This is a genomic window from Microbacterium sp. ER1, from assembly GCF_023383675.1.
GTDB lineage: Bacteria > Actinomycetota > Actinomycetes > Actinomycetales > Microbacteriaceae > Microbacterium.
Map to the genome: position 1 here is coordinate 613,098 of NZ_QCXO01000138.1, position 26,405 is coordinate 639,502.

The following is a 26,405-nucleotide window of genomic DNA, read 5'->3' on the forward strand; positions in this document are numbered from 1 at the left end:
CCCGCAACGGGGTGGGAGGCACGCAAGGGGGGTGGGGCGAGGGGTCAGCGCGGGAAGAGCGAGAGGCGACGGCGAGGGCGGGACGGGCGGAGCACCCGGCGCAGGTAGACGGTGCCGAGGTCGCGGCCGAACTTGTGGCCGACGCGCCCCATGCGACCGGCCTCCACGAACCCCAGCTTCTCGTGCAGCCGGATCGAGGCCTCCGCACCCTGGTCGCTGATGACGGCGACCATCTCCCGGAGCCCCCGCTGCTCGCACGCGGCGATCAGCGCCTGCAGAAGGGCCGACCCGAGACCCTTGCCGGCCGCCCCGGGACCGAGGTAGATCGAGTCCTCGACCGTGTACCGGTACGCGTTCTTGCCCGCCCACGGCTGCGCGAGCGCATACCCGAGGATGGCGCCGGAGGGCGACACCGCCACGAGGAAGGGCAGCCCGAGCCGCTCCAGCAGGGTGAACTTGTCCCGCCAGTACGGGATGCTGCTGCGGCGCTCGTCCAGGGTGACGGCCGAATTGCTGACGAAGTGGTTGTAGATCTCCCGCACGTGCGGCAGATCGGCCGCGCGTGCCGGTCTGATGACGTAGGAGAACGTGTCCGGCGCTGTCGCCGGTCGCAGATGACGCGGGAGAACGCGGCGGCGGTCCCCCGGCTCGAACTGCATGCGCTCAGCTTAGAGAGCCGGACGCCTCGCCCTCCACCCTCCAATCCACCGGAGCACTGCCGAGTCCCTCCAGGAGCGCGTTCGCGCGGGAGAAGGGCCGGGAGCCGAAGAAGCCACGGCTCGCGGAGAGAGGGGACGGATGCGCGGAGGCGATCACGGGGGTGTCGCCGAGAAGGGGCTGGAGGTTCGCCGCGTCACGCCCCCAGAGGATCGCGACGAGCGGCTGCTCCCGGGCCACGAGGGTGCGGATCGCGAGCTCCGTCACCTGCTCCCATCCCCAGCCGCGGTGGGAGGCGGCCGCTCCGGGGCGCACCGTCAGGACGCGGTTGAGCAGCAGCACGCCCTGATCGCTCCACGCGGTGAGGTCTCCGTGCGGTGCGGGCGGGAGGCCGAGGTCGGCCTCCCGCTCCTTGTAGATGTTCGTCAGGCTCCGCGGCAGGGGCCGCACATCGCGGTCCACGGCGAACGACAGCCCGATCGGGTGGCCGGGGGTCGGATAGGGGTCCTGGCCCGTGATGAGCACACGCACGTCGGCGAGTGGACGCTGGAAGGCGCGCAGCACGTTCGGCCCCGCGGGAAGGTATCCGTGACCGGCCGCCTGCTCGGCGCGCAGCCGCTCCCCGAGCGCCGTGATGGTGTCCTGCACCGGGGCCAGCGCCTCCGCCCATCCCGCGTCGATCAGTCCCTCGTCGGCGAGCTCCGCGAGGGTGCGTCCTCCGCTCACTCGACGGGCCGGACCCGCAGCGGGCCTCGCGCGAGCAGGTGCTGCGCCGACTGGGCGACGGGCCGCATCGTGACGAGGTCGAGGTTCACGTGGGCGGGAGCGTCCAGAGCGTAGGCGATCACGTCCGCCACGTCCTCGGCGCGAAGGGGCGCCTCGACCCCGGAGTACACGGCCTCCGCGGCGACGGCGTCGCCCCCCAGCCGGTTCAGCGTGAACTCCTCCGTGTGCACCATCCCGGGAGCGACCTCGGCCACCCGGAGCGGCTCGCCGTTCAGCTCCTGACGCAGCGCACGGACGAGCATCGCCTCGGCCGCCTTCGCCGCGTTGTAGCCCGCGCCGCCCGGGTAGGCGGTCTGCGCGGCCGTCGAGGTCACGAACAGGAGGTCGGCATGGCCGTCCACGTCCGCGGTGCGACGGAGCATCGGGAGCAATCCGGCGACGAGGCGCTGGGTCGCGAGGACGTTCGCGTCGTACATCCACTGCCAGTCGGCGAGCGCGGCATCCTCGACGCGGTCGGTCCCCCGCGCGCCACCGGCGACCTGGACGAGGGCGTGCACGGGTCCGGTGCGCTCGAGCTCCCCGAGGAGCGCCGCCACCGCCGCGTCGTCGGTCAGATCGCAGGCGATGGTCGACGCCCCCGTCTCCGCGGACAGCGCGGCGAGCCGGTCGGCACGGCGCGCGACGCCGACGACGTCCCACCCGCGCGACCGCAGCACCCGCACCGTCGCCTGACCGATCCCGGAACTCGCACCTGTCACCACTGCACGTCTGTTGGCCATGTCCTCCACCGTACGATGTCCGCGCGGGTTCCGCCCGTTCCCGGCCCCCTCGCCGTGTTACGTCACATTTCCCGGTCGTTGTTGACACGGACCGATATTCCGTACTCTCGCTGCAAGGGCACCAGCCCATCCGACCTTCCGACCGTTCCAGGGGGAACACATGTCCGCACCCGAGACCTGGCGTTTCGAGACCAAGCAGATCCACTCGGGCGCCGCCCCCGACCCCGTCACCAAGGCCAGGGCGACGCCGATCTACCAGACCACGTCCTACGTGTTCGACAGCGCCGACCACGCCGCGAACCTCTTCGCGCTCGCCGAGTTCGGCAACATCTACACCCGCATCCAGAACCCGACCCAGGACGTCCTGGAGCAGCGCCTCGCCGCGCTCGAAGGGGGCACCGGCGCCCTCGTCCTCTCCAGCGGCCAGGCCGCCTCGACCTTCGCGATCCTCAACATCGCGCAGGCCGGCGACCACTTCGTCGCGTCGAGCTCGATCTACGGCGGCACCTACAACCTCTTCAAGTACACCCTCGCCAAGCTCGGCATCGAGGTCACCTTCGTCGAGAACCAGGACGACCCGGAGGAGTGGCGTCGCGCCGTCCGCCCGAACACGAAGCTGTTCTTCGCGGAGACCATCGGCAACCCGCAGATCAACGTGCTCGACATCCGCACGGTCGCCGACATCGCGCACGAGAACGGCGTCCCGCTGATCGTCGACAACACGATCGCCACCCCGTACCTCATCCGTCCGTTCGAGCACGGCGCCGACATCGTCGTCCACTCGATCACGAAGTTCCTCGGCGGCCACGGCACCACGATCGGCGGCGTCGTGATCGACGGCGGCTCCTTCGCGTGGTCGGAGAACGTCGAGAAGTTCCCCGGACTCACCGAGCCGGACCCGTCGTACCACGGCGCCAGCTACACGGCCGCGGTCGGCGACCCGCTCGCCTACATCATCAAGGCCCGGGTCCAGCTGCTCCGCGACCTCGGCTCGGCCATCGCCCCGCAGAGCGCGTGGAACCTCATCCAGGGTGTCGAGACGCTGTCGCTGCGCATCGAGCGCCACGTGCAGAACGCTCAGGAGATCGCCGAGTGGCTGGACAGCCGCGACGACGTGGCCGCGGTCAACTACTCCGGCCTGCCGTCCTCGCCCTGGTACGCCAAGGCGAACGAGTACGCCCCGAAGGGTGTCGGCGCCGTGCTGTCGTTCGAGCTCAAGGGCGGTGTCGAGGCCGGACGCGAGTTCGTCAACAGCCTCTCCCTGTTCAGCCACCTCGCCAACATCGGCGACGTGCGCTCGCTCGTCATCCACCCGGCCTCCACGACGCACGCCCAGCTCACCCCGGAGCAGCAGCTCACCGCGGGCGTGACCCCCGGCCTCGTGCGCCTGTCCGTGGGACTCGAGAACATCGAGGACCTCAAGGCCGATCTCGACCAGGCGCTCGCCGCCGCCCGCGCCGTCTCCGAGGCCGCGCGCGCCTGAGCACCCTCTCCGCGAAGGCCCCGGACCGCACGGTCCGGGGCCTTCGTCGTCCCCGGTGTCGTAACCTGCGGGCCGGGACAGACCGGCCAGGCGAGAATGGAGACATGGACTGGCAGACGACCTCCGAGGACACGGTGCCGTCGGCACCGGTGACGGAGGCCGACGTCCGGCTGCTCCGTGCCCGGCCACCGGCCACCGGCGCCTGGCGCGACGGCGACCCCGTCGGCGGCCGCCGGTTCGCCGCGTTCGGCGCGTTCGACACGGAGAGCGGGGCCCGGCTCCCCGGCATCCGCCTCGCGTACGAGAGCTGGGGCGAGCTCAACGCCGCACGCGACAACGCCGTGCTCGTCCTGCACGCCCTCACCGGGGACAGCCACGTGCGCGGAGAGGCCGGTGCCGGCCACCCGACGGCCGGCTGGTGGGAGGACGTCGTCGGCCCCGGTGCGCCCCTCGACACCGACGAGTGGTTCGTGATCGCGCCGAACATGCTCGGCGGCTGCCAGGGATCGACCGGCCCCGCGAGCATCGCCCCGGACGGCTACGAGTGGGCGTCGCGCTTCCCCTACCTCACCATCCGCGACCAGGTCGCCGCGCAGGTGCGCCTGGCCGACGCGCTCGGCATCGACAGCTGGGCGGCGGTGATCGGCGGCTCGATGGGTGGCATGCATGCGCTCGAGTGGGCCGTGACGCAGCCGGACCGCGTGCAGCGCCTCGCCGTGCTCTCCTCGCCCCCGGTCACGACCGCCGACCAGATCGCGCTCAACACCGTGCAGCTCGAGACCATCCGCATGGACCCGCGGTTCCAGGGCGGCGAGTACTACGACCTCGCGGACGGCGACGGCCCGCACCGCGGCCTGGCCCTCGCCCGCCGCATGGCGCTGCTGAACTACCGCAGCCCGATCGAGCTCAACCAGCGCTTCCAGCGCTCCTGGCAGTCGGACGTGTCGCCGCTCGGCCACGGCGGACGCTTCGCCGTCGAGTCCTACCTCGACTTCCACGGGAACAAGTTCACGCGCCGCTTCGACGCCAACAGCTACATCACCCTCGTCGAGGCCATGAACTCGCACGACGTCGGCCGGGGCCGCGGCGGCGTGGAGGAGGCCCTGAAGGCGGTGACCGCGACGACCCTCGTCCTCGGCATCGACAGCGACCGCCTCTTCCCGGTCGACGGTCAGCAGCGGATCGCCCGGAGCATCCGGAACGTGCTCGACGGCGAGGCGGTGGTGCTCACGAGCGACTTCGGCCACGACGGGTTCCTCATCGAGACCGACGCCGTCGGCACGCACCTGCGGCGCCTGCTCGACGCCTGACCCGCGTCAGGCCGGGTCGAACCGCCACGGCAGGGTGTGGGCGTGGAGGGTCCCCTGCGCCCAGCCGAACGCCCGGCCCCCGTCGCGCACCTCCGTCTGGAACAGCTCGACCGCTCCGCCGGAGGCCAGCGCGGCCTCGACGTCGGTGAAGGCGGAGAGCCGGTGCAGCGTGAGCCAGGTGGGCGGGAAGAGCCGCCACTCCCCTGCCGCGTGCCGCTCGAAGGCCGTGTCCGGTGACACCCAGGCGAGCTCGTCGACCTCGTCGGCGGCGGGCGACGGCTCGACGTCCGGCGCGAGGGCGAGGAAGAACCAGGTGCGGATCCGCACGGGCGCCTCCGCGGGCGGGCGCCACTCCGACAGCGGCACCAGGTCGTCGACGACGAGTCCGACCTCCTCCGCGGTCTCCCGGGCGGCGGCCCGGCGCGCGTCCTCGACGTCCGCCGCGCCCGCCCGCCGATCCTCCGGCTCGACCTTCCCCCCGGGGAACACCCAGGCGTCCGCGAAGGAGCCGCGCGACGGACGGCGCAGCAGCAGCACCTCGAAGCCCCCGGGACTCGGGCGCAGCAGCACGACGGTTCCGGCGAGGGGGAGGTCGTCGTCGGGAGCGGTCACCCCGTCACTCTACGACGCGAGGACCGGCGTCTGCGCGACCCGCCGTGCCTCCACGCGGTACGACACCAGGGCGATGAGGAGTCCGGCCACCGCGAGCACCGCCCCGGTCCACGCCGGTGCCGTGAAGCCCCAGCCGACCGCGATCACGATGCCGCCGAGGAAGGCGCCGAGGCTGTTGCCGATGTTCAGGGCGGAGTGGTTCATGGCCGCCGCGATGGACTGGTTGTCGCCGGCCACGTCCATCAACCGCGTCTGGATCGTCGGGCTGAGCACGGACGAGACGAACCCGACGAGGACGACCACGAGGCTCAGGCTCACGATCCAGAACGAGAGCACGGCGAGGAGGGCGAACACGACGGCCATCGCGGCGAGGCCCAGCAGCAGCGTCCGGCGGAGGTCGATGTCGGCCAGATGACCGCCGATGAGGTTTCCGCCCGTCATGCCGAGCCCCATGAGCACGAGCACGATCGGCACGACCCAGTCCGGCGATCCGGCCACCTCCGTCACGAGCGGGGCGATGTAGCTGTAGACGGCGAAGAACCCGCCGAAGCCGATCGCCCCGACGCCGAGCGTGAACCAGACCTGACCGATGCGGAACACCCCGAGCTCCGCTCGCATCGTGCGTCCGGGGTTCCCCGGGTGCGCGGGCACGAACAGCGCGATGAAGACGGTGGCGAGCGCGAAGACGAGCGCGACGACCGCGAAGGCGGCCCGCCAGCCCCACTCCTGGCCGAGGAAGGTGCCCAGCGGCACGCCGACGACATTGGCGACCGTGAGACCGGTGAGGATGAACGCGACGCCCTTGGCACGGTTTCCCGGCCCCATCACGTCGGCGGCGACCAGCGCGCCGATGCCGAAGTACGCGCCGTGCGGGAGCCCGGCGAGGAAGCGCGAGACCCCGACGAGCTCGAACGTCGGCAGCACCACGGTGAGGGCGTTGAAGACGGTCAGCGCGAGGGCGAGCACGATCATCACCCGATGCCGCGGATAGCGGGCGACGAAGCCGGCGATGGTCGGGGCGCCGATGACCACGCCGAGTGCGTACAGCGAGATCAGCCAGCCGGCCTGACTCAGTGCCTCCTCCTGGCTCGACGCCCAGACGGACGGGAGGAGGTCGGCGGCGATGTTCGGCAGCAGGCCCATGACCACGAACTCGGTCATGCCGATGCCGAAACTGCCGATGGCGAGGGAGAGGAGCGCCCACTTCGCCGCACCCCTCGAAGGTGTCGAGGGATTCACCGGTTCAGCTTACCGGTCGTCGGACTCCTCGATCGCCGCCTCCAGACGCTCGACCTTGGCGTCGAGCTCTCCCGTGTACCCGGGGCGGATGTCCGCCTTGAGGACGAGCGACACCCGGGAGCCGTACGGCAGGACCGCCTCGGTCGCGCGCTTGACCACGTCCATGACGGTGTCCCAGTCGGGCCCCTCGATCTCGGTGAACATGCTCGTCGTGCGGTGCGGGAGGCCCGACGCGCGGACGACGCGCACGGCCGCGGCGACCGCGTCGTGCACGGAGGCATCGGTGCGCTCGGCACCATCGGCGGGCGTGCCGCTGGGGGCGACGGAGAAGGCGATCAGCATGGGTTCACTCCTGAGTTCGGGGATGACGGACGGCGGGGACCCGCGCGAGCGCGACGGCGCTCACGGCGGCGAGGACGACGAGCAGGGCGTTGCGCATCGTGAGCAGCAGGACGGGGGCGGCTTCGGCACGCAGAAGCCCGTCATAGCTCAGCGGATACACGAGACACGTCAGCAGGCACAGGGCGAGCACGAGAGCGGCGGCGGTGCGCGCCCGGCGGCGGTCGAGCACGAGCCACAGGATCACGGGGGCGAGCAGCCAGGTCTGGAACTGCGGCGAGCCGACCTTGTTCAGGGCGATGAGCACCGTCACCAGGAGCAGGGCCAGCGGCGGGAAGAGTCGCGCGAACGAGGCGCCGCGGGCGGCCTTGACCCCGCCGACGACGGTGACGACGGCGGCGGCGAGCACCAGGAGCGGGGTGAGGATCGTCGCGAGGGCCTCCGCGCCCGGCGCGACGATCTGGAAGGTGAGGATGTCGTAGCTGTACTCGATGCGGGCGGCCCCCGTCACGGCCATCCAGAGGAACGGGGTCGCGGCGACCGCCTCGATCTGGAGTCCCCGGCCCGTCTGCGCGGTGAGGACGCCGAGGATCTCGGTGTCGGCACCGAGCAGCAGGAGCACCACCACCACACCGGCGGTGACGACCGCGGCGGCCAGGAGCATCCGCAGCCGCGCCCTCCCGGCCACGACCGCCGCGAGGAGGAGGGCACCGGGCCAGATCTTGATCCAGGCGCCGATGGTCAGCAGCGCCGCGGCGATGGTCGGGCGGGTCACCAGCCCGAGGCCGGCCACGACGGCGATCGGCACGGTGACGGCATCGATGCGGTACAGCGCGATGGGTCCGAGGAGCAGCAGCGCCGCGCACCAGAACCACGCGGCGGTGCGCCGCGACCGCACGTGTCCACGCCCGACGAGGACGGCGAACGCGACGGCGTCGAGCACCGTGACCAGCAGCGCCCAGCCGATGAGGTAGGCGCCCGAGACGCCGAGCAGCGGGAGGAACGGGGCGGCGAGCACGGCCGCGAGCATCATCGGCAGGAGCGCGAGCTGCGGATACACCCAGGACTCCGTGACGCCCACGATCTCCCCGCCGCTCCACGCGGCCGTCGACCAGGGCTCGTAGACCAGCACGACGTCCCCCATGGGCTGGCTCGGGTAGACCCAGCCCAGCCATGCGGTGAGGACGTGGACGAGGAGGAAGGCGATCCACAGCGCGAGCACGCTCCCCCGGGCCGTGGTCCTCACGACAGGAGGTCCGCGACCGCGCGGGGCAGCGCCTCCGCGACGTCGAGCGCCACGATCGGATGACCGCTCGCACCCGCGGTCGCCGCGGCGGCGAGGCGGGCGGCGTGCCCGTGCAGCCAGACGGCCGCCGCGGCGGACTCGACGAGCGGGCCGTCCGGATTCGCGGCGATCACGGCGGCGACGATCCCGGCCAGCACGTCCCCCGTCCCGGCCGTCGCGAGCCAGCCGGTCCCCGCCTCGACGGCGATGAGCGTGCCGTCAGGTGCGGCGAGGACGGTGCGCGCGCCCTTGCGCAGCACCACGCCGTCGATCGCGGCGGACACGTCGCGGACGTCGGCGAGGTCGTCCGAGGTCCCGTCGATGCCGACACGCTCGCGCAGTCGCGCGAACTCGCGGCCGTGCGGCGTGGCGACGAACGGGGCGCGGGCGGTCGGCGCCAGATCGAGCGCTCCGGCGTCGATGACCACGGGGACGTCGCCGTCGACGATCTCCCGGAGCGCCTGCGCCTCCGCGGCGCTCCGGTCGTCCGGATCGGTCCCGGAGCCGATCACCCAGGCGCCGATCCGCGTGCGTCCGGCATCTGGCCCACCGACGGTCTCCGGGCGCCGGGCGAGCACCGCCGCCACCGCCGGCGGCGCGCCGACGTAGCGGACGAATCCGGCGCCGGTGCGCCAGGCGGCCTCGACGCCCAGCACCGCCGCGCCGGGGTAGGCGGCCGATCCGGTGCGGATGCCCACGACGCCCCGCGAGTACTTGTCGTCCTCGGCGGTCGGCGCGCGGAAGAAACGCGCCGCGTCGCTGCGGGACCACTCGCGCACGTCGCTCATGACTCCACGTTAGCCCGACGGCCCTGTCCCGTCCGCGTCGGCGGTACCGTCGAACGGTGAGTCTTCTCTTCTCCCCGCTGACCATCCGGTCCACCACGTTCCGCAACCGCCTCTGGGTCTCCCCCATGTGCATGTACAGCGCCGTCGACGGCGTGGCGCAGGAGTGGCACCACACCCACCTCGCGCAGTTCGCCTCGGGCGGCGCCGGGCTCATCGTGGCCGAGGCCACGGCCGTCGTGCCGGAGGGGCGCATCTCCCCGCGCGACCTCGGGCTGTGGGACGACGCCCAGCGCGACGCCCTCGGCCCGATTGTCCGAGCGATCCACGACCGCGGGGCGGCCGCGGGCATCCAGCTCGCGCACGCGGGGCGGAAGGCCTCCACCTGGTGGCCCTGGGCCGACGAGCGCGGCTCGGTCCCCGCCGCCGCGGGCGGGTGGACGACCACCGCCCCGTCCGCGGTGGCCTACGAGGGGTTCGCCGCGCCGGTCGCGCTGGACGCGGAGGGCATCGACCGCGTGGTCGACGGGTTCGCCGCGGCGACCCGTCGGGCGCTCGAGGCGGGCTTCGACGTCATCGAGATCCACGGCGCCCACGGCTACCTCCTGCACCAGTTCCTGTCGCCGCTGTCCAACCTCCGCGAGGACGAGTACGGCGGCTCGCTGGAGAACCGGGCCCGGCTGCTGCTGCGCGTCGTGGACGCGGTGCGCGAGGCAGCCGGCGAGGGCGTGCCGGTCTTCGTCCGGATCTCGGCGACGGATCACGCCGAGGGCGGCTTCACGCCCGAGGAGGCGGCGACGGTCGGCGGCTGGGCGACCGCGCGCGGCGCCGACCTCATCGACGTCTCCAGCGGCGGCCTCGTCGCGCACCAGCGCATCAGCGTCTCCCCCGGCTACCAGGTCCCGCTGGCAGAGACCGTCCGCCAGGGCGGGCGGATCCCGGTGTCGGCCGTGGGCCTCATCACCGCCGCCGCCCAGGCCGAGCAGGTGCTCGCCGACGGGGCGGCCGACGCGATCTTCGCCGGACGGGAGTGGCTGCGCGACCCGCACTTCGCGCTCCGGGCCGCGCACGAGCTGGGCGACGAGGTCGCCTGGCCGCCGCAGTACGAACGCGCGCACTGGCGCTGACGCCCACGACGACGGCCGCCGGTCCCCGAGGGAGCCGGCGGCCTTCGCGTGTCCGGATGTCAGTGGCCGCGGACGCGACGGGTCGCGTCCTGCACCTCGCCGACGAGCTCCTCGAGGATGTCCTCCAGGAACAGCACGGCGGTGGTCTCCCCCCGGGCGTCGCGGACCTTGGCGAGGTGGCGACCCGCCCGGCGCATGACGGCGAGCGCGTCCTCCAGATCGGTGTCCTCCTGCACGGGCACCATGTGGTGGATGCGCTTGCCGGGGATCGGCTCGAGCACCTTGGCCTCGGCATCCGGGCCCTCCGAGGCCCGCAGGATGTCCTTGAGGTGGACGTAGCCGATCGGGACGTCCTCGTCGTCGACGATCACGTAGCGCGAGAACCCGTAGCGGGCCACGGCCTTCTCGATGTCGTCGGGCGTGGTCGTCTGCGGCAGCGTGACGAGGTCGCTCAGCGGAACGGCCACGTCGCGCGCCTTCTTGTCGGTGAACTCCACCGCGGCCGTCACCGTGCCCGCGGTGTCCATGAGCACGCCCTCACGGCGCGACTGGTTGACGATGGTCGCGACCTCGTCGAGGGTGAACGTCGACGCCGCCTCGTTCTTCGGCTCCACGCGGAAGAGGCGCAGCACGCCGTTCGCCGCCGCGTTCAGCAGCCAGATCACCGGCATGAAGACCTTCGACACCCACACCAGCGGCGTCGCCAGCAGCAGCACGGCCCGGTCCGGAATCGAGAACGCGAGGTTCTTCGGCACCATCTCGCCGAACACGACGTGCAGGAACGACACGATGAGCAGCGCGATCGTGAACGACACGACGTCCACCGCGCCGTCCGACCAGCCCAGCGCGTGCAGCGGCACGGCGAGCAGATGGTGGATGGCGGGCTCGGACACGTTCAGGATGAGCAGCGAGCAGATCGTGATGCCGAGCTGCGAGGTCGCGAGCATGAGCGTCGCGTGCTCCATGGCGTACAGCGCCGTCTTGGCCGGGCGCGACCCGCGCTCCGCCTTCGGCTCGATCTGGGAGCGCCGCGCGGAGATCACCGCGAATTCGGCGCCGACGAAGAACGCGTTCGCCGCCAGCAGGACGACGAGCCAGGCGAGGCCTCCCCAATCGCTCACAGGGACACCCCCTCGATGACGACGGCATCCGGTCTCGGGACGTAGCGCACCCGATCCACGCGGCGGCCGTCCATGCGGACCACCTGCAGCGTGCCGCTCTCCAGGGGCACCTCGTCGCCGACGACCGGCACCCGCTCGAGGACGCTCATGACGTAGCCGCCGACCGTGTCGTACACATCGCCCTCCGGCACCTCGACGCCTGCGCGGCTGCGCAGCTCGTCCGGACGCAGCTCGCCGGGGAAGGTCACCCCGTCGCGGTTGCGGATGATGCCGGCCCTCGTCCGGTCGTGCTCGTCGGACACCTCGCCGACCAGCTCCTCCACGAGGTCCTCCAGCGTCACGATCCCCGCCGTCCCGCCGTACTCGTCCACGACGACCGCGAGCTGATATCCGCGACCGCGGAGGTCGGAGATCAGCGCGTCGACGTGGGCGGTCTCCGGCACGCGCAGCGGATCGGTCGCGAGAGCACCGACGGGCACCTCTGCCCGGCGCTCCCGCGGCACCGAGATGGCGGCCTTGAGATGCACGACGCCGGTGATGTCGTCGAGGTCCTCGTCGAAGACCGGGAAGCGGCTGTGGCCGGTGCGCCGCGCCAGCTGGATCACGTCGTCGACCGAGTCGCCGGCGGCGATCGCGTGCATGCTCGGGCGCGCCGTCATGACGTCGGCCGCGGTGAGCCGCGAGAAAGTGAGCGTGCGGTCCAGCAGCGTCGCGGTGTCGGCCTCCAGCACTCCCGCGCTCGCCGACCGTCGCACGAGGGAGGAGAGCTCCTCCGCGCTACGGGCGCCGGAGAGCTCCTCCTTGGGCTCGATGCCCATGCTGCGCAGCACCCCGTTGGCGCTGCCGTTGAGCACGACCACCGCCGGCTTGAACACGGTCGTGAAGGCGATCTGGAACGGGACGACGAGCTTCGCCGTGGCCAGGGGCAGCGCCAGCGCGAAGTTCTTCGGGACGAGCTCGCCGAGGATCATCGAGAGCACCGTCGCGACGAACATCGCCACCACGGTCGCGATGGGAGCGACGGCAGCTTCCGGGATGTTCCAGGCAACCAGCGTGGGGCGCAGGAGGTTGGACAGCGCCGGTTCCATCGTGTATCCGGTCAGCAGCGTGGTCAGCGTGATGCCGAGCTGTGCGGAGGAGAGATGCGTCGAGGTGTGCCGCAGGGCGCTGATCGTCAGCGAGAGGCGGGACTCGCCTCGCGCCTGCCGCGCTTCCAGATCCGCGCGGTCGAGGTTCACGAGGGCGAACTCGCTCGCGACGAAGAGGCCGGTGCCGACCGTGAGCAGAAGCCCCACGCCCAACATGATGTAGTCCATCAGATCTTCCTCTCCGGGGAGAGAACGGGACGGTGGGGCGATGTTCGGCAACTGGGAGGGTCGTCCATAGTGCGCTCGATTCTACAGAAGCGGACTGTGGTCGCGGCAGGTGATCACCAACTGACCGGCAGCGCCTTGCCCTCCTCGTAGCCCGCCGCCGACTGCAGTCCGACGAGAGCGCGGTCGTGGAACTCCGGCACGGTCGCGGCCCCGGCGTAGGTGAAGGACGACCGCACGCCCGACGTGATCATGTCGAGCAGGTCCTCGATGCCCGGGCGCAGCGGGTCGAGGTAGATCCTGGAGGAGGAGATGCCCTCGGCGAACAACTCCTTGCGCGCGCGCTCGTAGGCGTCGAGCCGACCGAACCGCGCCTGCACGGCCTTGGTCGAGGCCATCCCCCACGACTCCTTGAACAGACGACCGTCCGTGTCGCGCTGGAGCTCGCCCGGGGCCTCGATCGTCCCGGCGAACCAGGAGCCGACCATGACGGAGGCCGCACCGGCAGCGAGCGCGAGGGCGACGTCCCGCGGGTAGCGCACCCCGCCGTCGGCCCAGACATGCGCTCCGGCCTCGGCGGCGGCCTGCGCGGTCTCCAGCACCGCGGAGAACTGGGGACGACCGACCGCCGTCATCATCCGCGTCGTGCACATCGCCCCTGGTCCGACGCCGACCTTGAGGATCGAGGCGCCCGCGTCGACGAGATCCCGCACGCCGTCCGCGGTGACGATGTTCCCCGCGACGATGGGGAGCCCGAGCCCGAGGGACGCGACCTCCTGCAGCGCCCGGAGCATGCCCTCCTGGTGGCCGTGCGCGGTGTCGACGACGAGCACGTCCACCCCGGCCGCCGCGAGCGCCTTCGCTTTCGCCCCGACGTCGCCGTTGATGCCGACCGCCGCGGCGACGGCGAGGCGCCCGCCGGCGTCCACGGCCGGCCGGTACAGCGTGGCGCGGAGGGCGCTGCGGGCGCTCAGCGTCCCGACGAGGTGGCCGTGGTGGACGACCGTGACGACCTCGACGTCCGCCTCGGTGATGACGTCGAAGGCGTGCCGTTCGGAGCCGATGTCGTCCGCGTCGATGGACGGCGTGCCCCGGTGCACGAGGTCGCCGAGCTGCGCGTCGGGCAGCGCGGTCGCGAGACGGGTGGCCGGGAGCACCCCGACGATGCGGTCGACGGGGATCGGCGCCGCGCCGGAGGCCACGACGATGCCGTGGCCGGGGGCGGCGGGGAGCAGGCGGAGGGCGTCGGCGACGGTCGCCTCCGGGGGCAGCACGAGCGGCGTGTCCCAGAGCACCGGCTGCCCCTTCACGTCGCGGATCGCGGCGTCGAGCTCCTGGAGCGGGAGGTCCTGCGGCAGCACGCCCAGCGCCCCTCGACGCGCGAGCACGGCGGCGATCCGCGGCCCGGTCACCGAGTTCATGTTCGCGGCGACGAGCGGCAGCGTCGCCGGGGTGCCGTCGTGCGGAGCGAGATCGACCTGGAGGCGACTGGTGACGGCCGAGCGGCGCGGCACCAGGAAGACGTCCGAGTAGGTCAGATCGACGGTCGGCTGCGCACCTGAGAACTCCATGTCTCCACGGTACCCAGATCGGCGCGCCACGGGTCGTGCTGTTCGACGTCTCCTCGGTCGAAACAGGTTAGGCTTGGTGGTCGAGAGTGTGCGGGCCCGAGCGCATCCTGCGTCGTGCGTCCGCATCGGAGATCTTCAGCGATGAAAGAGGGCGATAGAGCGTGTCGAACCAGGTGACCGGCGTCGGTGGCGACGGGGGGTTCGGAGCCAATTCCTGGCTCGTCGAAGAGCTCTACGAGCAGTTCAAGGAGAACCGCGACTCGGTCGACAAGGAGTGGTGGCCCATTCTGGAGAAGTACCACTCCGAGACCACGGCCGCCGGAGGCGCTGCCGCTCCCGCCGCGACCGCGGCCCCGGCGCACCCCGTGACCGCTCCCATCCCCGTGATCGGAGCACAGCCCGTCGCCCGCACCACCGCGAAGCCGGCGGCGGCCGCGCCGATCCCCGCCCAGGCGCCGAAGCCGAAGCAGGAGTCCAAGGAGACGCAGCAGCCGTCCGAAGAGGACAAGGTCACCCCGTTGCGCGGTCTGCCGAAGACCCTCGCCGCGAACATGGACGAATCGCTCACCGTCCCCACCGCGACGAGCGTCCGCACGGTCCCGGCCAAGCTGATGATCGACAACCGCATCGTCATCAACAACCACATGGCCCGCACGCGCGGCGGCAAGGTCAGCTTCACCCACCTCATCGGCTGGGCGCTCATCCGCACCCTCGACGAGTTCCGCAGCCAGAACGTCTTCTACGCCGAGATCGACGGCAAGCCCTCCGTCGTGGCCCCGGCGCACGTCAACCTCGGCATCGCGATCGACCTGCCGAAGCCGGACGGCACCCGCGCCCTCATGGTCCCGAGCATCAAGCGTGCCGACACCATGACCTTCACCGAGTACCTCGCCGCCTATGAGGACCTCGTCACCCGCGCCCGCGCCAACAAGCTCACCGCCGCCGACTTCCAGGGCACCACGGTCTCGCTCACCAACCCGGGCGGCATCGGCACGGTGCACTCGGTCCCGCGTCTCATGAAGGGCCAGGGCTGCATCATCGGCGCCGGCGCCCTCGAGTACCCCGCCGAGTTCCAGGGCGCGAGCGACAAGACGCTCAACGAGCTCGCGATCGGCAAGACCATCACGCTCACGAGCACCTACGACCACCGCGTCATCCAGGGCGCCGGCTCCGGCGAGTTCCTGAAGAAGGTGCACGAGCTGCTCATCGGGCAGCGGGGCTTCTACGACGACATCTTCGCGGCGCTGCGCATCCCGTACGCGCCCATCCGCTGGAACCCCGACATCGCGGTCGACCTCGCCGAGCGCGTCGACAAGCAGTCGCGCGTGCAGGAGCTCATCAACTCCTTCCGCGTGCGCGGTCACCTCATGGCCGACATCGACCCGCTCGAGTACCGTCAGCGTTCGCACCCCGACCTGGAGATCGAGAGCCACGGCCTGACCTTCTGGGACCTCGACCGCGAGTTCGTCACGGGCGGGTTCGGCGGACGCCGCGTCGCCAAGCTCCGCGACATCCTCGGCGTGCTGCGCGACTCGTACTGCCGCACTCTCGGCATCGAGTACATGCACATCCAGGACCCGGAGCAGCGGCGTTGGTTCCAGGAGAAGGTCGAGGTCAAGTACCAGAAGCCCGGCCATGACGAGCAGCTGCGCGTGCTGCGCAAGCTCAACGAGGCCGAGGCCTTCGAGACCTTCCTGCAGACGAAGTTCGTCGGCCAGAAGCGCTTCTCGCTCGAGGGCGGCGAGTCGCTGATCCCGCTCCTCGACGAGATCCTCCAGGGCGCGGCCACGGCCGGGCTGGAGGGCGCCGCGATCGGCATGGCCCACCGCGGCCGCCTGAACGTGCTCACCAACATCGCCGGCAAGACGTACGGCCAGGTCTTCCGCGAGTTCGAGGGCACGCAGACCCCCGGCAACCAGCGCGGCTCGGGCGACGTGAAGTACCACCTGGGCACCGAGGGCACGTTCGTCGCCGACGACGGCTCCGCGCTGCCGGTGTACCTCGCCGCCAACCCCTCCCACCTGGAGACGGTCGACGGCGTGCTGGAGGGCATCGTCCGCGCCAAGCAGGACCGCAAGCCCATCGGCACCTTCGCCTGGCTGCCCATCCTCGTCCACGGCGACGCGGCCTTCGCCGGCCAGGGCGTCGTCGTCGAGACCCTGCAGATGTCCCAGCTGCGCGGCTACCGCACGGGCGGCACGATCCACGTGGTCGTCAACAACCAGGTCGGCTTCACCACGACGCCGAGCGACGCCCGCACCTCGGTCTACGCCACCGACGTCGCCAAGACGATCCAGGCTCCGGTCTTCCACGTGAACGGCGACGACCCCGAAGCGGTCATCCACGTCGCGCAGCTCGCGTTCGAGTACCGCGAGCGCTTCCACCGCGACGTCGTGATCGACCTCGTCTGCTACCGCCGACGCGGGCACAACGAGGGCGACGACCCCTCGATGACGCAGCCGCTGATGACCGACCTCATCCAGGCGAAGCGCTCCGTCCGCCGCCTGTACACGGAGTCCCTCGTCGGTCGCGGCGACATCACCGAGGAGGAGTACGACGAGGCCAAGGCCGACTTCCAGAACCGTCTGGAGATCGCCTTCGCCGAGACGCACGCCGCCGAGACCGGCGCGACCCCGATCGCCCCCGAGGAGGCCCCGCAGGTCGAGGACCAGGTCGGAGCCCCCGAGGTCACCGGTGTCCCCGCCGAGGTCATCCGCCTCATCGGCGACGCGTTCGTGAACAAGCCCGAGGGCTTCACGGTGCACCCGAAGATCCAGCAGCTGCTGGAGAAGCGCCTCGACATGAGCCGCAACGGGAACATCGACTGGGGCTTCGGCGAGCTGCTCGCCTTCGGCTCGCTTCTGGTCGAGGGCACCCCGGTGCGCCTCGCCGGCCAGGACTCGCGCCGCGGGACCTTCGTGCAGCGGCACGCCGCGCTCCACGACCGTGCGAACGGCCAGGAGTGGCTGCCGCTGTCGAACCTGTCCGACGCGCAGGGCCGCTTCTTCGTCTACGACTCGCTGCTCAGCGAGTACGCCGCGCTCGGCTTCGAGTACGGCTACTCCGTGGAGGCGCCAGAGGCCCTGGTGCTGTGGGAGGCGCAGTTCGGCGACTTCGTCAACGGCGCCCAGTCGGTCATCGACGAGTACATCTCCGCCGCGGAGCAGAAGTGGGGTCAGCAGTCCAGCGTCACGCTCCTGCTCCCCCACGGCTACGAGGGCCAGGGACCGGACCACTCCTCCGCACGCATCGAGCGGTTCCTGCAGCTGTGCGCGCAGGACAACATGATCGTGGCCCGTCCATCGACCCCGGCGTCGCACTTCCACCTGCTGCGCCGGCAGGCCTACGCCCGCCCGCGCAAGCCGCTCATCGTGTTCACGCCGAAGGCCATGCTGCGTCTGCGCGGCGCGACGAGCCCGGTGGAGGCGTTCACCGGGGGCCGCTTCGAGCCGGTCCTCGACGACGACCGCGGTCTCGACCGTTCCGCCGTGAAGCGCGTGCTCGTGCACAGCGGCAAGGTGCACTGGGACCTCCGCGCCGAGCTGGAGAAGAACCCGAACCCGGAGATCGCCCTGGTGCGTCTGGAGCAGCTCTACCCGACGCCCATCGACGAGCTGAAGAAGATCACCGACTCGTACCCGAACGCCGAGCTCGTGTGGGTGCAGGAGGAGCCGGAGAACCAGGGCGCCTGGCCGTTCCTGGCTCTGGCCTTCGCGGACGTCCCCGGCGACCGCTCGTTCCGCCCGGTCTCGCGTCCGGCGTCGGCCTCGCCGGCGACGGGCTCGTCCAAGGTGCACGCGACCGAGCAGGCCGCGCTCATCCGCGCGGCGGTCACCCTGGGCTGACCGCCTCTCTGACGACGAAGGGCGCCCCGGCTTCGGCCGGGGCGCCCTTCTCGGTCCGTGGGTCAGTACCAGATGTCGAGGGACGGCGCCGGGAAGGCGACGAACGCACGGTCCAGTGCCTCGACGGCGTCCACCGGGCCCGTGATCCGGCCCGCTCCGTGCAGCGCGGCGACGCGGATGCTGCCGGCGTAGATCGACGAGAGCGCGGAGACGTCGAGGAGGAGGTCCGCCTCGGCGCCCGGAGCGTCCTCGATGTGCGCCCGCCCCTCCGCGTCGACGCGCAGGCGCCAGGTGCCCGCGGCGAATCCCAGGGGGTCCTCGATGCGGAGCACGGTGTCCAGGGGCGCGGCGTAGGTCCGGGCCGTGAGCGCGGCGGGGACGTCCAGAACGCGGAGCCACCCGTGGTCGTGCACCTCCTGGGTGACGCCGCGCGGGTCCGCGACCAGCCACGGCAGGGCGTCGTCGAGCGGTCGGAGATCGGCGGTCACCTCGTCGACGAGGTCGTGCTGCAGCGCGAACCGCCACAGCGCAGCCGTCGCTTCCGCCGTCTCGCCGACGAGCAGGCGCACGTGCGCTGCGAACCGGAACGTGCCGCCGCGCTCGCTGAGGTGGAAGGCCATCACGCCGCGCACCTGACCGGACTCGTCGCGATAGCGGACGCCGCGCACCCGATCCCGGTCGGTGTCGGTGCTCGTGAGCCCGCTGATGCCCGCCCAGCGGGCCGCCCACCCCGGGACCTGACCGGACCGCGCGGTACGGGCGCGCTCGTGCGCCTCCGCCAGCGCCTCGGCGAGCTCCTCGCGCTCGAGGTACTCCACGCGGCCGGCCGGGACGGGGCCCGCCCAGCCGGCGCGGCGCACATCCACGGTGAACCGCGCCACGGGGACGGCGGAGCCGAAGCCGTACCGGCCGTAGATCGTCGCCTCGGACACCGTGAGACCCGCGACGGGGAGGCCGGCATCGACGGCGGCACGCAGCTCGCCCTCCAACAGGGCGCGCGCGATGCCACGGCGGCGGTGCGTGCCGGCTACGGTGACCCCGCTGATCGCCCACATCCCGATCTCGCCGCCGGGGATCGTCAGCGGCGTCACCCAGGAGTCGATGGTCGCCACCGGGAAGCGGTCGGCCGGGGCGTCGGGCTCGTAGACGCCGATGTTGCGCCGGCTCCTCAGCGTGCCCACGCCCTCCTCACGAGCCGCCTCCGAGGGGTCGGCGCCGAGGAACCCGCGGGCCATCGCCCGCTGGAAGGCGGCGACGCGCGTGGAATCCGTCGTATCGAGGACCCGGTACTCGAGGCCCTCCCCCGCGAGGCGGTCGACGGACGTCTGGTCAGCGGGGATCCCGCGCGCATCGGTATGGGCCATGCACACAGCCTACGGGCGGTCTCCGACGCTCCGCGCCCCGGGGGTGCTCAGTGCTGCGCGGCCTGGACCTCGCGGAGCCGAGCGAACACCTGGTCGCGCAGCTCCTCCGGAGCGGTCTCCTTGCAGGCGCGGGCGATGACCTCGGTGAGGGTCGTCGCCACCAGAGCCTCGTCCCGGCACGCCGGGCAGTTCTCCAGGTGCTCGCGGATCTCGGCGTGCTCGGTCTTGCACACCTCGTTGCGGAGGTACTCCTCCAGATCCTGACGGGCCTTGTCGCAGCCGCAGTCGCTCATTTCTTGCTCCTCGGGTCAGCCGCGGCGATTCCCCGCTCCGCGGCGTAGTCGGCCAGCAGCTCCCGCAGCATCCGCCTGCCACGGTGCAGACGGCTCATCACGGTGCCGATGGGGGTCTTCATGATGTCGGCGATCTCCTGGTACGCGAAGCCCTCGACGTCGGCGAGGTACACCGCGAGCCGGAAGTCCTCCGGAACCGCCTGCAGGGCGTCCTTCACGACCGACGCCGGCATGCGGTCGATGGCTTCCGCCTCTGCCGACCGGCTGTGCGAAGCGGTGGTCGACTCCGCGCCGCCGAGCTGCCAGTCCTCGAGCTCGTCGATGGTGCCCTGGAAGGGCTCGCGCTGCCGCTTGCGGTAGATGTTGATGTACGTGTTGGTGAGGATGCGGTACAGCCACGCCTTGAGGTTCGTGCCCTGCGCGAAGGTCGACCACGACCCGTAGGCCTTGACGAAGGTCTCCTGCACGAGATCGGCAGCGTCAGCGGGATTGCGCGTCATGCGCATCGCGGCGGCGTAGAGCTGGTCCATGAAGGGGAGCGCCTGCTCCTCGAACTCGCGCCGAGGGTCGCCGACGGTGGCTGCGGTTGCGGTGTCGTCCATCACCGGCCAGTCTAGGCGGCTGAGGTCGATCACCTCGCGTTCCAGCGTCGCAGGCATCCTCTTCCCTTCGCACGGGGGCCGCCTCTCACGAGGACGGCGTTGCGTTTACTAAGGTGAGAACCGATGAGCGCCAAAAGGTATTCCCCCACCCGTGTGCAGGGCGCCTACCCCGCGCCCACGATCGACGGCCCGGTGCACGCCGAGCTCACGATCCCCGGCTCCAAGTCCCTCACGAACCGCGAGCTCCTCATCGCGGCGATCGCGGACGGCCCCGGCCGCCTGATCGCGCCGCTGCACTCCGACGACTCGCAGCGCATGGTGGAGGCCCTCCGCGCGCTCGGCGTCGGCATCGAGGAGGTCGACGCCGGTCATGAGTTCGGTCCCGACCTCGTGATCACGCCCGGCAAGCTCCGCGGCGGCACGACGATCGACTGCGGCCAGGCCGGGACCGTCATGCGCTTCATCGCACCGCTGGCCGGCCTCGCGGAACAGGACGTCCACCTCACCGCGCACGAGACGGCTCTGCACCGGCCCATGGGCGGGCTCATCAGCGCCCTGCGCGACCTCGGCGTCGACATCGACGACGAGGGCACCTGGGCCCTCCCGTTCACCATCCGCGGCCACGGCCACATCCGCGGCGGTCGCGTGGAGATCGACGCGTCGGCCTCCAGCCAGTTCGTGTCCGGGCTGCTGCTCGCGGCCCCGCGCTTCGACGTCGGCCTGCACCTCGTGCACACGGGCGAGCGGCTGCCGAGCCTGCCGCACATCGACATGACCATCGAGGCCCTGAGCCGCCGCGGCATCCGCATCGAGCGCCCCGCGGTGGGCGAATGGCTGGTGGAGGCCGGAGTCCCCCGCGCCAAGGAGATCCCGATCGAGCCGGATCTCTCCAATGCCGCCCCGTTCCTGGCGGCGGCCCTCGTCGCGGGAGGCTCCGTCGCGATCACCGGCTGGCCGGCGCACTCGACCCAGCCCGGTGCGCTGCTCCCCGAGATCCTGCAGGCGGCGGGTGCGCACGTCAGCCGTCACGGCGGCGTGCTCACCGTGCGGGCCGGTTCCGGAATCCGTGGACTGGATCTCGATCTCTCCGCCGCCAGCGAGCTGACGCCGACCCTCGTCGGTCTCGCGGCCTTCGCCGACGGCCCCACGACCATCCGCGGCATCGGCCACATCCGTCTCCACGAGACCGACCGGATCGCGGCGCTCGTCGGGAACCTGCGCGCGCTCGGCGGAACCGCCGAGGAGCTCCCCGACGGCATCCGCATCGTTCCCGGTCCGCTCCGGGGCGGCACCTGGGCCGCGCACCACGACCACCGGATGGCGACGACCGGCGCGCTGATCGGCCTCCGCGTCCCCGACGTGGTCATCGACGACATCGGCACCACCGCCAAGACCCTCCCGGAGTTCACGATGCTCTGGGAGCGGATGCTGCGAGGCTGACGGGTGAGCTGGCTGAACGACGCCGACGACCTCGAGGACGACTTCGAGGACTACGACGAGAGCAGCATCCGCACGCGTCCGAACCCGAAGGCCAACCGGCCGCGCACCAAACGCCGTCCTGCGCACGAGGATGCGCAGATCGGCCGCGTCCTCGGCGTGGATCGGGGCCGGTACTCCGTCCTCCTCGACGAGGACACCCCGCAGGAACGCACGATCACGGCCGCCCGCGCACGAGAGCTGCGGTGCACGCCGATCGTCACGGGCGACCGGGCCCGCGTCGTCGGCGACACCTCGGGCGACGAGGGCACGCTCGGCCGGATCGTGGGAATCGTCGAGCGCACCTCGCTCCTCCGCCGCAGCGCCGACGACACCGACGAGGTCGAGCGGGTGATCGTCGCGAACGCCGACCAGATGCTCGTCGTCGTCGCGGCGGCCGACCCCGAGCCCCGCGCCCGGCTCGTCGACCGCTACCTCGTCGCCGCACTGGACGCCGGCATCCGTCCCCTCCTCGTCGTGACGAAGACCGATCTCGCCGACCCCGCGCCGTTCCTCGCGCACTTCGAGGGCCTCGATCTCCGGGTCTTCACGAGCGCACAGGACGAGATGCCGGTCGACGAGATCGGCGCCGCGCTCATCGGCCACTCGACGGTGTTCGTCGGACACTCCGGTGTCGGCAAGTCGACGTTGGTGAACGCCCTGGTGCCCACCGCGGGCCGCGCCACCGGACACGTGAACCAGGTCACCGGCCGCGGGCGACACACCTCCTCCTCCACCGTCTCGCTGCGCTACGAGAGCGCCGACGGCTCCGGCTGGGTCATCGACACCCCCGGCGTCCGCTCCTTCGGCCTCGGGCACGTCGACCCCGCGAACATCCTCGCCGCCTTCACCGAGCTCGCCGTCATCGCCGAGGACTGCCCGCGCGGCTGCACCCACCTCCCCGACGCGCCGGACTGCGCCCTCATCGAGGCGGCGGAGCGCGGCGAGCTGAGCGAGACGGGGCGCGCCCGGCTGGACTCCCTGCAGCGCCTCCTGCAGACCTTCGCCGACAAGGCGGAGCAGCCCCCCGGGCGATAGGCTGGACGGGTGACCGAACGCCTGGAAACCGGAACCGCCGCCCCCGACTTCTCCCTGCTCGACCAGGACGGGAACACCGTCCGCCTGGCCGACCTCCGCGGCACGAAGACGGTGCTGTACTTCTACCCGGCCGCCATGACGCCGGGGTGCACGACGGAGGCCTGCGACTTCCGCGACAGCATCTCGTCGCTGCAGGGCGCCGGATATCAGGTCGTCGGCGTCTCGCGGGACGAGCCGGCGAAGCTCGCCGCCTTCCGCGACCGCGACGGCCTCACGTTCCCGCTGCTCAGCGACCCCGACCACGCGGTGCATGAGGCGTACGGCGCCTGGGGCGAGAAGATGAACTACGGCAAGGTCGTCGAAGGTGTGATCCGCTCGACGTTCGTCCTCGACGAAGACGGCGTCATCACGAGCGCGCAGTACAACGTGAAGGCCACGGGCCACGTCGCGCGGCTGCGCAAGCAGCTCGGCATCGACGCCTGACGGGTCGGGTCCCGCTCACTCCGCTTCGCGGCGTGAGCCCTCCCGGCGTGCGCTCGCGATGAGGAGCGCGAAGCCCGCGACGGCCGGGATGCCGAGTCCGAGCACGAAGGCCCACGGGATGGGCGGCAGCGTGAGGGCACCGAGCGCCAGGGCGATCGCGAGGACCTGGAACACCACGCCCCCGGAGCGCGCCCAGGAGCGTCCCGCGCGGGTGCCGAACGCGAAGGCCGCGAGTGCGGCGGCGCCGATCAGCGTCAGGACGATGAGAGCGATGGCCGTCGGCAGCGACGCGGCGTCCCCCGCCCCGAGTCCGGCCATCTCGATCGCGGCGAACACGAGCAGGGCGACGGCTTCCACCGCCAGCACGGCGGCGGCGGCGCGGGCGATTCCCGGTGCGCGCACGGGTGTCCTCCCGGGGATCCAATGACGAGAAAACCCTTGATTTCAGGGTATTCATGTAACAGAATAGAGAAAGTCATGTGCTCCCACAGCGGCGTGGGGCGAACGTTCGCGTTCGCATCACAATCAGCGGGCATCCGCCCGTATCTCAACAGGGTAGCGGAACCCGAACCGTCACCCGAATCGAGAGGTCGCATCGCGACATCTCATGAAATCCACACCGAGGAGCCCCCATGGACTGGCGTGACAAGGCCGCCTGCCTGACCGTCGACCCCGAACTGTTCTTCCCCGTCGGGAACACCGGCCCGGCCGTCGACCAGATCGAGAAGGCCAAGACGGTCTGCGCGACCTGCACGGTCACCGAGATCTGCCTGCAGTACGCCCTGGAGACCAGTCAGGACTCCGGCGTCTGGGGCGGCCTCTCCGAGGACGAGCGTCGCGCTCTCAAGCGTCGCGCGGCCCGCGCCCGCCGCGCCTCCTGAGATTCACGGAAGCGGCCTGAGACCCGGTCTCAGGCCGCTTCTGCGTGCATGGGGGTCAGCGCTCCAGCCAGCGCAGCGGGATGTCGATGACCACCTCGGTGCCCTCGCCCTCGCTCCCCTGCCAGTCGATGGTGCCGCCGAGCTCGCCCTGGATGAGGGTGCGGATGATCTGCGTCCCCAGACCCTGGCCCACCCGACCCTCGGGAAGCCCGTGACCGGTGTCGCGCACCGTCACCCGGAGGTTGTCCTCCGTGCGCTTCGCATCGATCGTGACGACGCCCTCCTGTCCGGCGAGACCGTGCTCGACCGCGTTCGTCACGACCTCCGTCAGCGCCAGCGCCAGCGGGGTGGCGTACTCGCTGGGGAGCACACCGAAACGCCCCGTGGACTGCGTGCGCGCTCGGGTGTTCGGCGCCGAGGCGACCTCGGCGACGAGCTTGAGGACCCGGTGGAAGACCTCGTCGAAGTCGACCTTCTGCGTGAGGCCCTGCGCGAGCGTGTCGTGCACGACGGCGATGGCGTCCACACGGCGCATGGCCTGGGTGAGGGCGTCGCGCGCCTCGTCGGAGTGCGTGCGCCGCGCCTGGATCCGCAGCAGCGAGGCGACCGTCTGCAGGTTGTTCTTGACCCGGTGGTGGATCTCGCGGATCGTCGCGTCCTTGGTGATGAGCTCCTGCTCCTGGTGACGCAGCTCCGAGACGTCGCGGCACAGCACGATCGCTCCGATGCGCGTGCCGTGGTCCTTCAGCGGGATCGCCCGCAGCGAGACGGTCACCCCCCGCGCCTCGATGTCGGTGCGCCAGGGAGCGCGCCCCGTCACCACGACGGGCAGGGACTCGTCGACCTGACGGGACGGCGGCACGAGCCGGGTGGTCACCTCGGCCAGGGACTCCCCCTCCAGCTCGTCGTCGAATCCCATCCGGTTGAACGCGGAGAGCGCGTTCGGGCTCGCGAACGTGGTGATGCCGTCGACGTCGATGCGGATCAGGCCGTCCGACGCACGGGGCGCCCCGCGTCGAGGCGACGTCGGCGCGGCCGGGTCGGGGAAGCTCCCGTCGGCGATCATCCGGAACAGGTCGTTGGCGCACTCGTCGAAGGTGATCTGCTGACGGGAAGGGGTGCGGACCTCTCCGAGATTCGTGTGCCGCGTCACCACGCCGATCACGCGGGGAGCCTTGTCCTCTCCGCGACGCTCGATCACGATCGGCACCGCACGCACCCGCGTCGGCGTCTCCTCGAACCAGTCCGGCGAGGACGAGTCCACGATCTCCGCGGACTCGAAGGCGCCCTGCACCTGCGTCCGCCACTGGGGCCGCACGCGCTCGCCGACGATGTCGCGGTAGAACAGCGTCGCCGCGCCACTGGGCCGCGCGTGCGCGACGGCGATGAACGAGCCGTCCTCGGTCTGGATCCACAGGACGATGTCGGCGGAGGCGAGGTCGGCGAGGAGCTGTCCGTCACCGGCGAGCCGATGCAGCCACTCCACGTCGTCGTCGGTCAGAAGGCCCTGGGCCTGGGCGAGATCACTGAGGGTTGACACCTCCCCAGCCTAGAGTCCCGCACCTCAGAGGATGGCGAGCGACGTCGCGCGCCACCGGTGGTCGAGCCCTTCCAGCCGGAGGGCCACCGCGCGCGTGCGCCCCGGCCCCGCCACCACGACGACCGCCTCGACGATGCCGTCGCGCGGATGGGTCACCCGCACGGTGCGGATGACGAAGGTCGGCCGGGCCGGCGGCACCCCGCGTGCGCTGCGGGCGCGAGCGGCGAGGTTCGCACGGGTGACGAGGCTGCGGTACGCCTCCTCGCTGAACCACCGCGCCAGCTGATCCACCTCGCGGATCCCGGCGAGCGCCTCGAGCGCGCCCCGTGTGAGGCTCCGGACCAGGAGCGCGGGGTCGGGAAGCTGATCGGCGGGGGTGGGCTGTGGTCCGAAGAACTCGGCCAGCATCATCGGGTTCTCCCCTCGAAGGCGTCGGCGAGACGTCAGTAGACCACGGCGTGGACCGCCGGCGGGGACGACGGCGAAGGTCTGTGGACAACCCGTACGCGACGGTGCCGATGTGGATAACTCGGGTG

General features: G+C 71.7%; 25 protein-coding genes. 8 read left to right on the forward strand and 17 right to left on the reverse strand.

Going from position 1 to position 26,405, the window contains the following annotated elements; genetic code table 11:
* Positions 1 to 44: 44 nt before the first annotated feature.
* From BV453_RS16335 to BV453_RS16345, 3 genes are read right to left on the reverse strand one after another with little or no spacing between them, the layout of a single operon-like run.
* Positions 45 to 659, reverse strand: coding sequence for a GNAT family N-acetyltransferase (locus BV453_RS16335; RefSeq protein ID WP_025103080.1), 615 nt, complete (start codon positions 657 to 659; stop codon positions 45 to 47).
* 4 nt (positions 660 to 663) lie between these two features.
* Complete coding sequence (locus BV453_RS16340) at positions 664 to 1,383, reverse strand: uracil-DNA glycosylase (protein ID WP_025103079.1); 720 nt, start codon at positions 1,381 to 1,383, stop codon at positions 664 to 666.
* Positions 1,380 to 2,162, reverse strand: a complete 783-nt coding sequence (locus BV453_RS16345) for an SDR family oxidoreductase (protein WP_172400126.1) — start codon at positions 2,160 to 2,162, stop codon at positions 1,380 to 1,382. The genes BV453_RS16340 and BV453_RS16345 overlap by 4 nt, the downstream gene beginning before the upstream one ends.
* A gap of 160 nt (positions 2,163 to 2,322) precedes the next feature.
* Between BV453_RS16345 and BV453_RS16350 the strand changes: the two genes are divergently transcribed.
* Positions 2,323 to 3,645 (forward strand): bifunctional o-acetylhomoserine/o-acetylserine sulfhydrylase, encoded by a 1,323-nt coding sequence (locus tag BV453_RS16350; protein WP_025103077.1) that lies wholly within the window; start codon positions 2,323 to 2,325, stop codon positions 3,643 to 3,645.
* A 104-nt stretch (positions 3,646 to 3,749) separates the two neighbouring features.
* Entirely contained in the window at positions 3,750 to 4,955 is a 1,206-nt protein-coding gene (locus BV453_RS16355; protein WP_249522065.1) for a homoserine O-acetyltransferase, read from the forward strand.
* 6 nt (positions 4,956 to 4,961) lie between these two features.
* Here the strand turns inward: BV453_RS16355 and BV453_RS16360 are convergent, their stop codons facing one another.
* The 5 genes from BV453_RS16360 to BV453_RS16380 are packed head-to-tail and all read right to left on the reverse strand — an operon-like array spanning position 4,962 to position 9,218.
* A complete protein-coding gene (locus BV453_RS16360) occupies positions 4,962 to 5,567 on the reverse strand; it encodes an NUDIX domain-containing protein (RefSeq protein WP_249522066.1) in 606 nt (201 codons plus the stop codon).
* A gap of 9 nt (positions 5,568 to 5,576) precedes the next feature.
* Complete coding sequence (locus tag BV453_RS16365) at positions 5,577 to 6,806, reverse strand: MFS transporter (protein WP_249522067.1); 1,230 nt, start codon at positions 6,804 to 6,806, stop codon at positions 5,577 to 5,579.
* Positions 6,807 to 6,815: 9 nt separating this feature from the next.
* The gene (locus tag BV453_RS16370; RefSeq protein ID WP_062635094.1) at positions 6,816 to 7,148 is read right to left on the reverse strand and encodes a thiamine-binding protein; all 333 of its coding nucleotides are present in this window, start codon (positions 7,146 to 7,148) and stop codon (positions 6,816 to 6,818) included.
* 4 nt (positions 7,149 to 7,152) lie between these two features.
* Positions 7,153 to 8,391: a hypothetical protein gene (locus BV453_RS16375; protein ID WP_249522068.1), complete on the reverse strand. Its 1,239-nt coding sequence runs from the start codon at positions 8,389 to 8,391 to the stop codon at positions 7,153 to 7,155.
* Positions 8,388 to 9,218, reverse strand: coding sequence for an ADP/ATP-dependent (S)-NAD(P)H-hydrate dehydratase (locus BV453_RS16380; RefSeq protein WP_249522069.1), 831 nt, complete (start codon positions 9,216 to 9,218; stop codon positions 8,388 to 8,390). Before BV453_RS16380 ends, BV453_RS16375 begins: the two co-directional genes overlap by 4 nt.
* Before the next feature lie 56 nt (positions 9,219 to 9,274).
* On the opposite strand from BV453_RS16380, the gene BV453_RS16385 reads away from it, so the two are divergent.
* On the forward strand, positions 9,275 to 10,342 hold the full coding sequence (locus BV453_RS16385; protein WP_249522070.1) for an NADH:flavin oxidoreductase/NADH oxidase: 1,068 nt from the start codon (positions 9,275 to 9,277) through the stop codon (positions 10,340 to 10,342).
* A gap of 59 nt (positions 10,343 to 10,401) precedes the next feature.
* On the opposite strand, the gene BV453_RS16390 is transcribed toward BV453_RS16385, so the two are convergent.
* The 3 genes from BV453_RS16390 to BV453_RS16400 all read right to left on the reverse strand — a co-directional run bounded on the left by BV453_RS16390 (position 10,402) and on the right by BV453_RS16400 (position 14,347).
* Positions 10,402 to 11,463 carry a hemolysin family protein gene (locus BV453_RS16390; RefSeq protein ID WP_025103069.1) on the reverse strand — a complete coding sequence of 354 codons (1,062 nt, stop codon included), beginning with the start codon at positions 11,461 to 11,463 and terminating at the stop codon, positions 10,402 to 10,404.
* On the reverse strand, positions 11,460 to 12,779 hold the full coding sequence (locus BV453_RS16395) for a hemolysin family protein (RefSeq protein ID WP_085607187.1): 1,320 nt from the start codon (positions 12,777 to 12,779) through the stop codon (positions 11,460 to 11,462). The genes BV453_RS16390 and BV453_RS16395 overlap by 4 nt, the downstream gene beginning before the upstream one ends.
* Positions 12,780 to 12,892: 113 nt before the next feature.
* Positions 12,893 to 14,347 (reverse strand): GuaB1 family IMP dehydrogenase-related protein, encoded by a 1,455-nt coding sequence (locus BV453_RS16400; RefSeq protein ID WP_249522071.1) that lies wholly within the window; start codon positions 14,345 to 14,347, stop codon positions 12,893 to 12,895.
* A gap of 161 nt (positions 14,348 to 14,508) precedes the next feature.
* Between BV453_RS16400 and BV453_RS16405 the strand changes: the two genes are divergently transcribed.
* Positions 14,509 to 18,192 carry a multifunctional oxoglutarate decarboxylase/oxoglutarate dehydrogenase thiamine pyrophosphate-binding subunit/dihydrolipoyllysine-residue succinyltransferase subunit gene (locus BV453_RS16405; RefSeq protein ID WP_025103066.1) on the forward strand — a complete coding sequence of 1,228 codons (3,684 nt, stop codon included), beginning with the start codon at positions 14,509 to 14,511 and terminating at the stop codon, positions 18,190 to 18,192.
* Between the two features lie 62 nt (positions 18,193 to 18,254).
* Here BV453_RS16405 and BV453_RS16410 read toward each other — a convergent pair whose 3' ends face one another.
* The 3 genes from BV453_RS16410 to BV453_RS16420 are packed head-to-tail and all read right to left on the reverse strand — an operon-like array spanning position 18,255 to position 20,451.
* Entirely contained in the window at positions 18,255 to 19,556 is a 1,302-nt protein-coding gene (locus BV453_RS16410) for a GNAT family N-acetyltransferase (protein WP_249522072.1), read from the reverse strand.
* A 47-nt stretch (positions 19,557 to 19,603) separates the two neighbouring features.
* Complete coding sequence (locus tag BV453_RS16415; RefSeq protein WP_025103064.1) at positions 19,604 to 19,849, reverse strand: zf-HC2 domain-containing protein; 246 nt, start codon at positions 19,847 to 19,849, stop codon at positions 19,604 to 19,606.
* Complete coding sequence (locus BV453_RS16420; protein ID WP_200839056.1) at positions 19,846 to 20,451, reverse strand: sigma-70 family RNA polymerase sigma factor; 606 nt, start codon at positions 20,449 to 20,451, stop codon at positions 19,846 to 19,848. The genes BV453_RS16415 and BV453_RS16420 overlap by 4 nt, the downstream gene beginning before the upstream one ends.
* Before the next feature lie 123 nt (positions 20,452 to 20,574).
* Between BV453_RS16420 and aroA the strand changes: the two genes are divergently transcribed.
* The 3 genes from aroA to bcp are packed head-to-tail and all read left to right on the forward strand — an operon-like array spanning position 20,575 to position 23,448.
* Positions 20,575 to 21,891 carry a 3-phosphoshikimate 1-carboxyvinyltransferase gene (aroA, locus tag BV453_RS16425; protein WP_062635110.1) on the forward strand — a complete coding sequence of 439 codons (1,317 nt, stop codon included), beginning with the start codon at positions 20,575 to 20,577 and terminating at the stop codon, positions 21,889 to 21,891.
* A gap of 3 nt (positions 21,892 to 21,894) precedes the next feature.
* Positions 21,895 to 22,965, forward strand: a complete 1,071-nt coding sequence (gene rsgA / locus BV453_RS16430; RefSeq protein ID WP_249522073.1) for a ribosome small subunit-dependent GTPase A — start codon at positions 21,895 to 21,897, stop codon at positions 22,963 to 22,965.
* Between the two features lie 9 nt (positions 22,966 to 22,974).
* On the forward strand, positions 22,975 to 23,448 hold the full coding sequence (bcp, locus tag BV453_RS16435) for a thioredoxin-dependent thiol peroxidase (protein ID WP_105949568.1): 474 nt from the start codon (positions 22,975 to 22,977) through the stop codon (positions 23,446 to 23,448).
* Between the two features lie 15 nt (positions 23,449 to 23,463).
* Here the strand turns inward: bcp and BV453_RS16440 are convergent, their stop codons facing one another.
* Entirely contained in the window at positions 23,464 to 23,850 is a 387-nt protein-coding gene (locus BV453_RS16440; protein WP_085607177.1) for a hypothetical protein, read from the reverse strand.
* Positions 23,851 to 24,080: 230 nt separating this feature from the next.
* Here BV453_RS16440 and BV453_RS16445 point away from each other — a divergent pair, with 230 nt between their 5' ends.
* On the forward strand, positions 24,081 to 24,329 hold the full coding sequence (locus BV453_RS16445; protein ID WP_017203224.1) for a WhiB family transcriptional regulator: 249 nt from the start codon (positions 24,081 to 24,083) through the stop codon (positions 24,327 to 24,329).
* Positions 24,330 to 24,384: 55 nt separating this feature from the next.
* On the opposite strand, the gene BV453_RS16450 is transcribed toward BV453_RS16445, so the two are convergent.
* Positions 24,385 to 25,869, reverse strand: coding sequence for a sensor histidine kinase (locus BV453_RS16450; protein WP_025103058.1), 1,485 nt, complete (start codon positions 25,867 to 25,869; stop codon positions 24,385 to 24,387).
* Positions 25,870 to 25,893: 24 nt separating this feature from the next.
* Positions 25,894 to 26,280 (reverse strand): Rv3235 family protein, encoded by a 387-nt coding sequence (locus BV453_RS16455; RefSeq protein ID WP_062766506.1) that lies wholly within the window; start codon positions 26,278 to 26,280, stop codon positions 25,894 to 25,896.
* Positions 26,281 to 26,405 lie beyond the last annotated feature (125 nt).

Coding starts and splice junctions, on each gene's coding strand:
- BV453_RS16350 (WP_025103077.1), top strand. CDS start 2,323: ATGTCCGCACCCGAGACCTGGCGTTTCGAGACCAAGCAGATCCACTCG.
- BV453_RS16345 (WP_172400126.1), bottom strand. CDS start 2,162: ATGGCCAACAGACGTGCAGTGGTGACAGGTGCGAGTTCCGGGATCGGT.
- BV453_RS16455 (WP_062766506.1), bottom strand. CDS start 26,280: ATGATGCTGGCCGAGTTCTTCGGACCACAGCCCACCCCCGCCGATCAG.
- aroA (WP_062635110.1), top strand. CDS start 20,575: ATGAGCGCCAAAAGGTATTCCCCCACCCGTGTGCAGGGCGCCTACCCC.
- BV453_RS16335 (WP_025103080.1), bottom strand. CDS start 659: ATGCAGTTCGAGCCGGGGGACCGCCGCCGCGTTCTCCCGCGTCATCTG.
- BV453_RS16395 (WP_085607187.1), bottom strand. CDS start 12,779: ATGGACTACATCATGTTGGGCGTGGGGCTTCTGCTCACGGTCGGCACC.
- BV453_RS16410 (WP_249522072.1), bottom strand. CDS start 19,556: ATGGCCCATACCGATGCGCGCGGGATCCCCGCTGACCAGACGTCCGTC.
- BV453_RS16400 (WP_249522071.1), bottom strand. CDS start 14,347: ATGGAGTTCTCAGGTGCGCAGCCGACCGTCGATCTGACCTACTCGGAC.
- BV453_RS16445 (WP_017203224.1), top strand. CDS start 24,081: ATGGACTGGCGTGACAAGGCCGCCTGCCTGACCGTCGACCCCGAACTG.
- BV453_RS16415 (WP_025103064.1), bottom strand. CDS start 19,849: ATGAGCGACTGCGGCTGCGACAAGGCCCGTCAGGATCTGGAGGAGTAC.
- BV453_RS16420 (WP_200839056.1), bottom strand. CDS start 20,451: ATGGACGACACCGCAACCGCAGCCACCGTCGGCGACCCTCGGCGCGAG.
- BV453_RS16380 (WP_249522069.1), bottom strand. CDS start 9,218: ATGAGCGACGTGCGCGAGTGGTCCCGCAGCGACGCGGCGCGTTTCTTC.
- BV453_RS16355 (WP_249522065.1), top strand. CDS start 3,750: ATGGACTGGCAGACGACCTCCGAGGACACGGTGCCGTCGGCACCGGTG.
- BV453_RS16370 (WP_062635094.1), bottom strand. CDS start 7,148: ATGCTGATCGCCTTCTCCGTCGCCCCCAGCGGCACGCCCGCCGATGGT.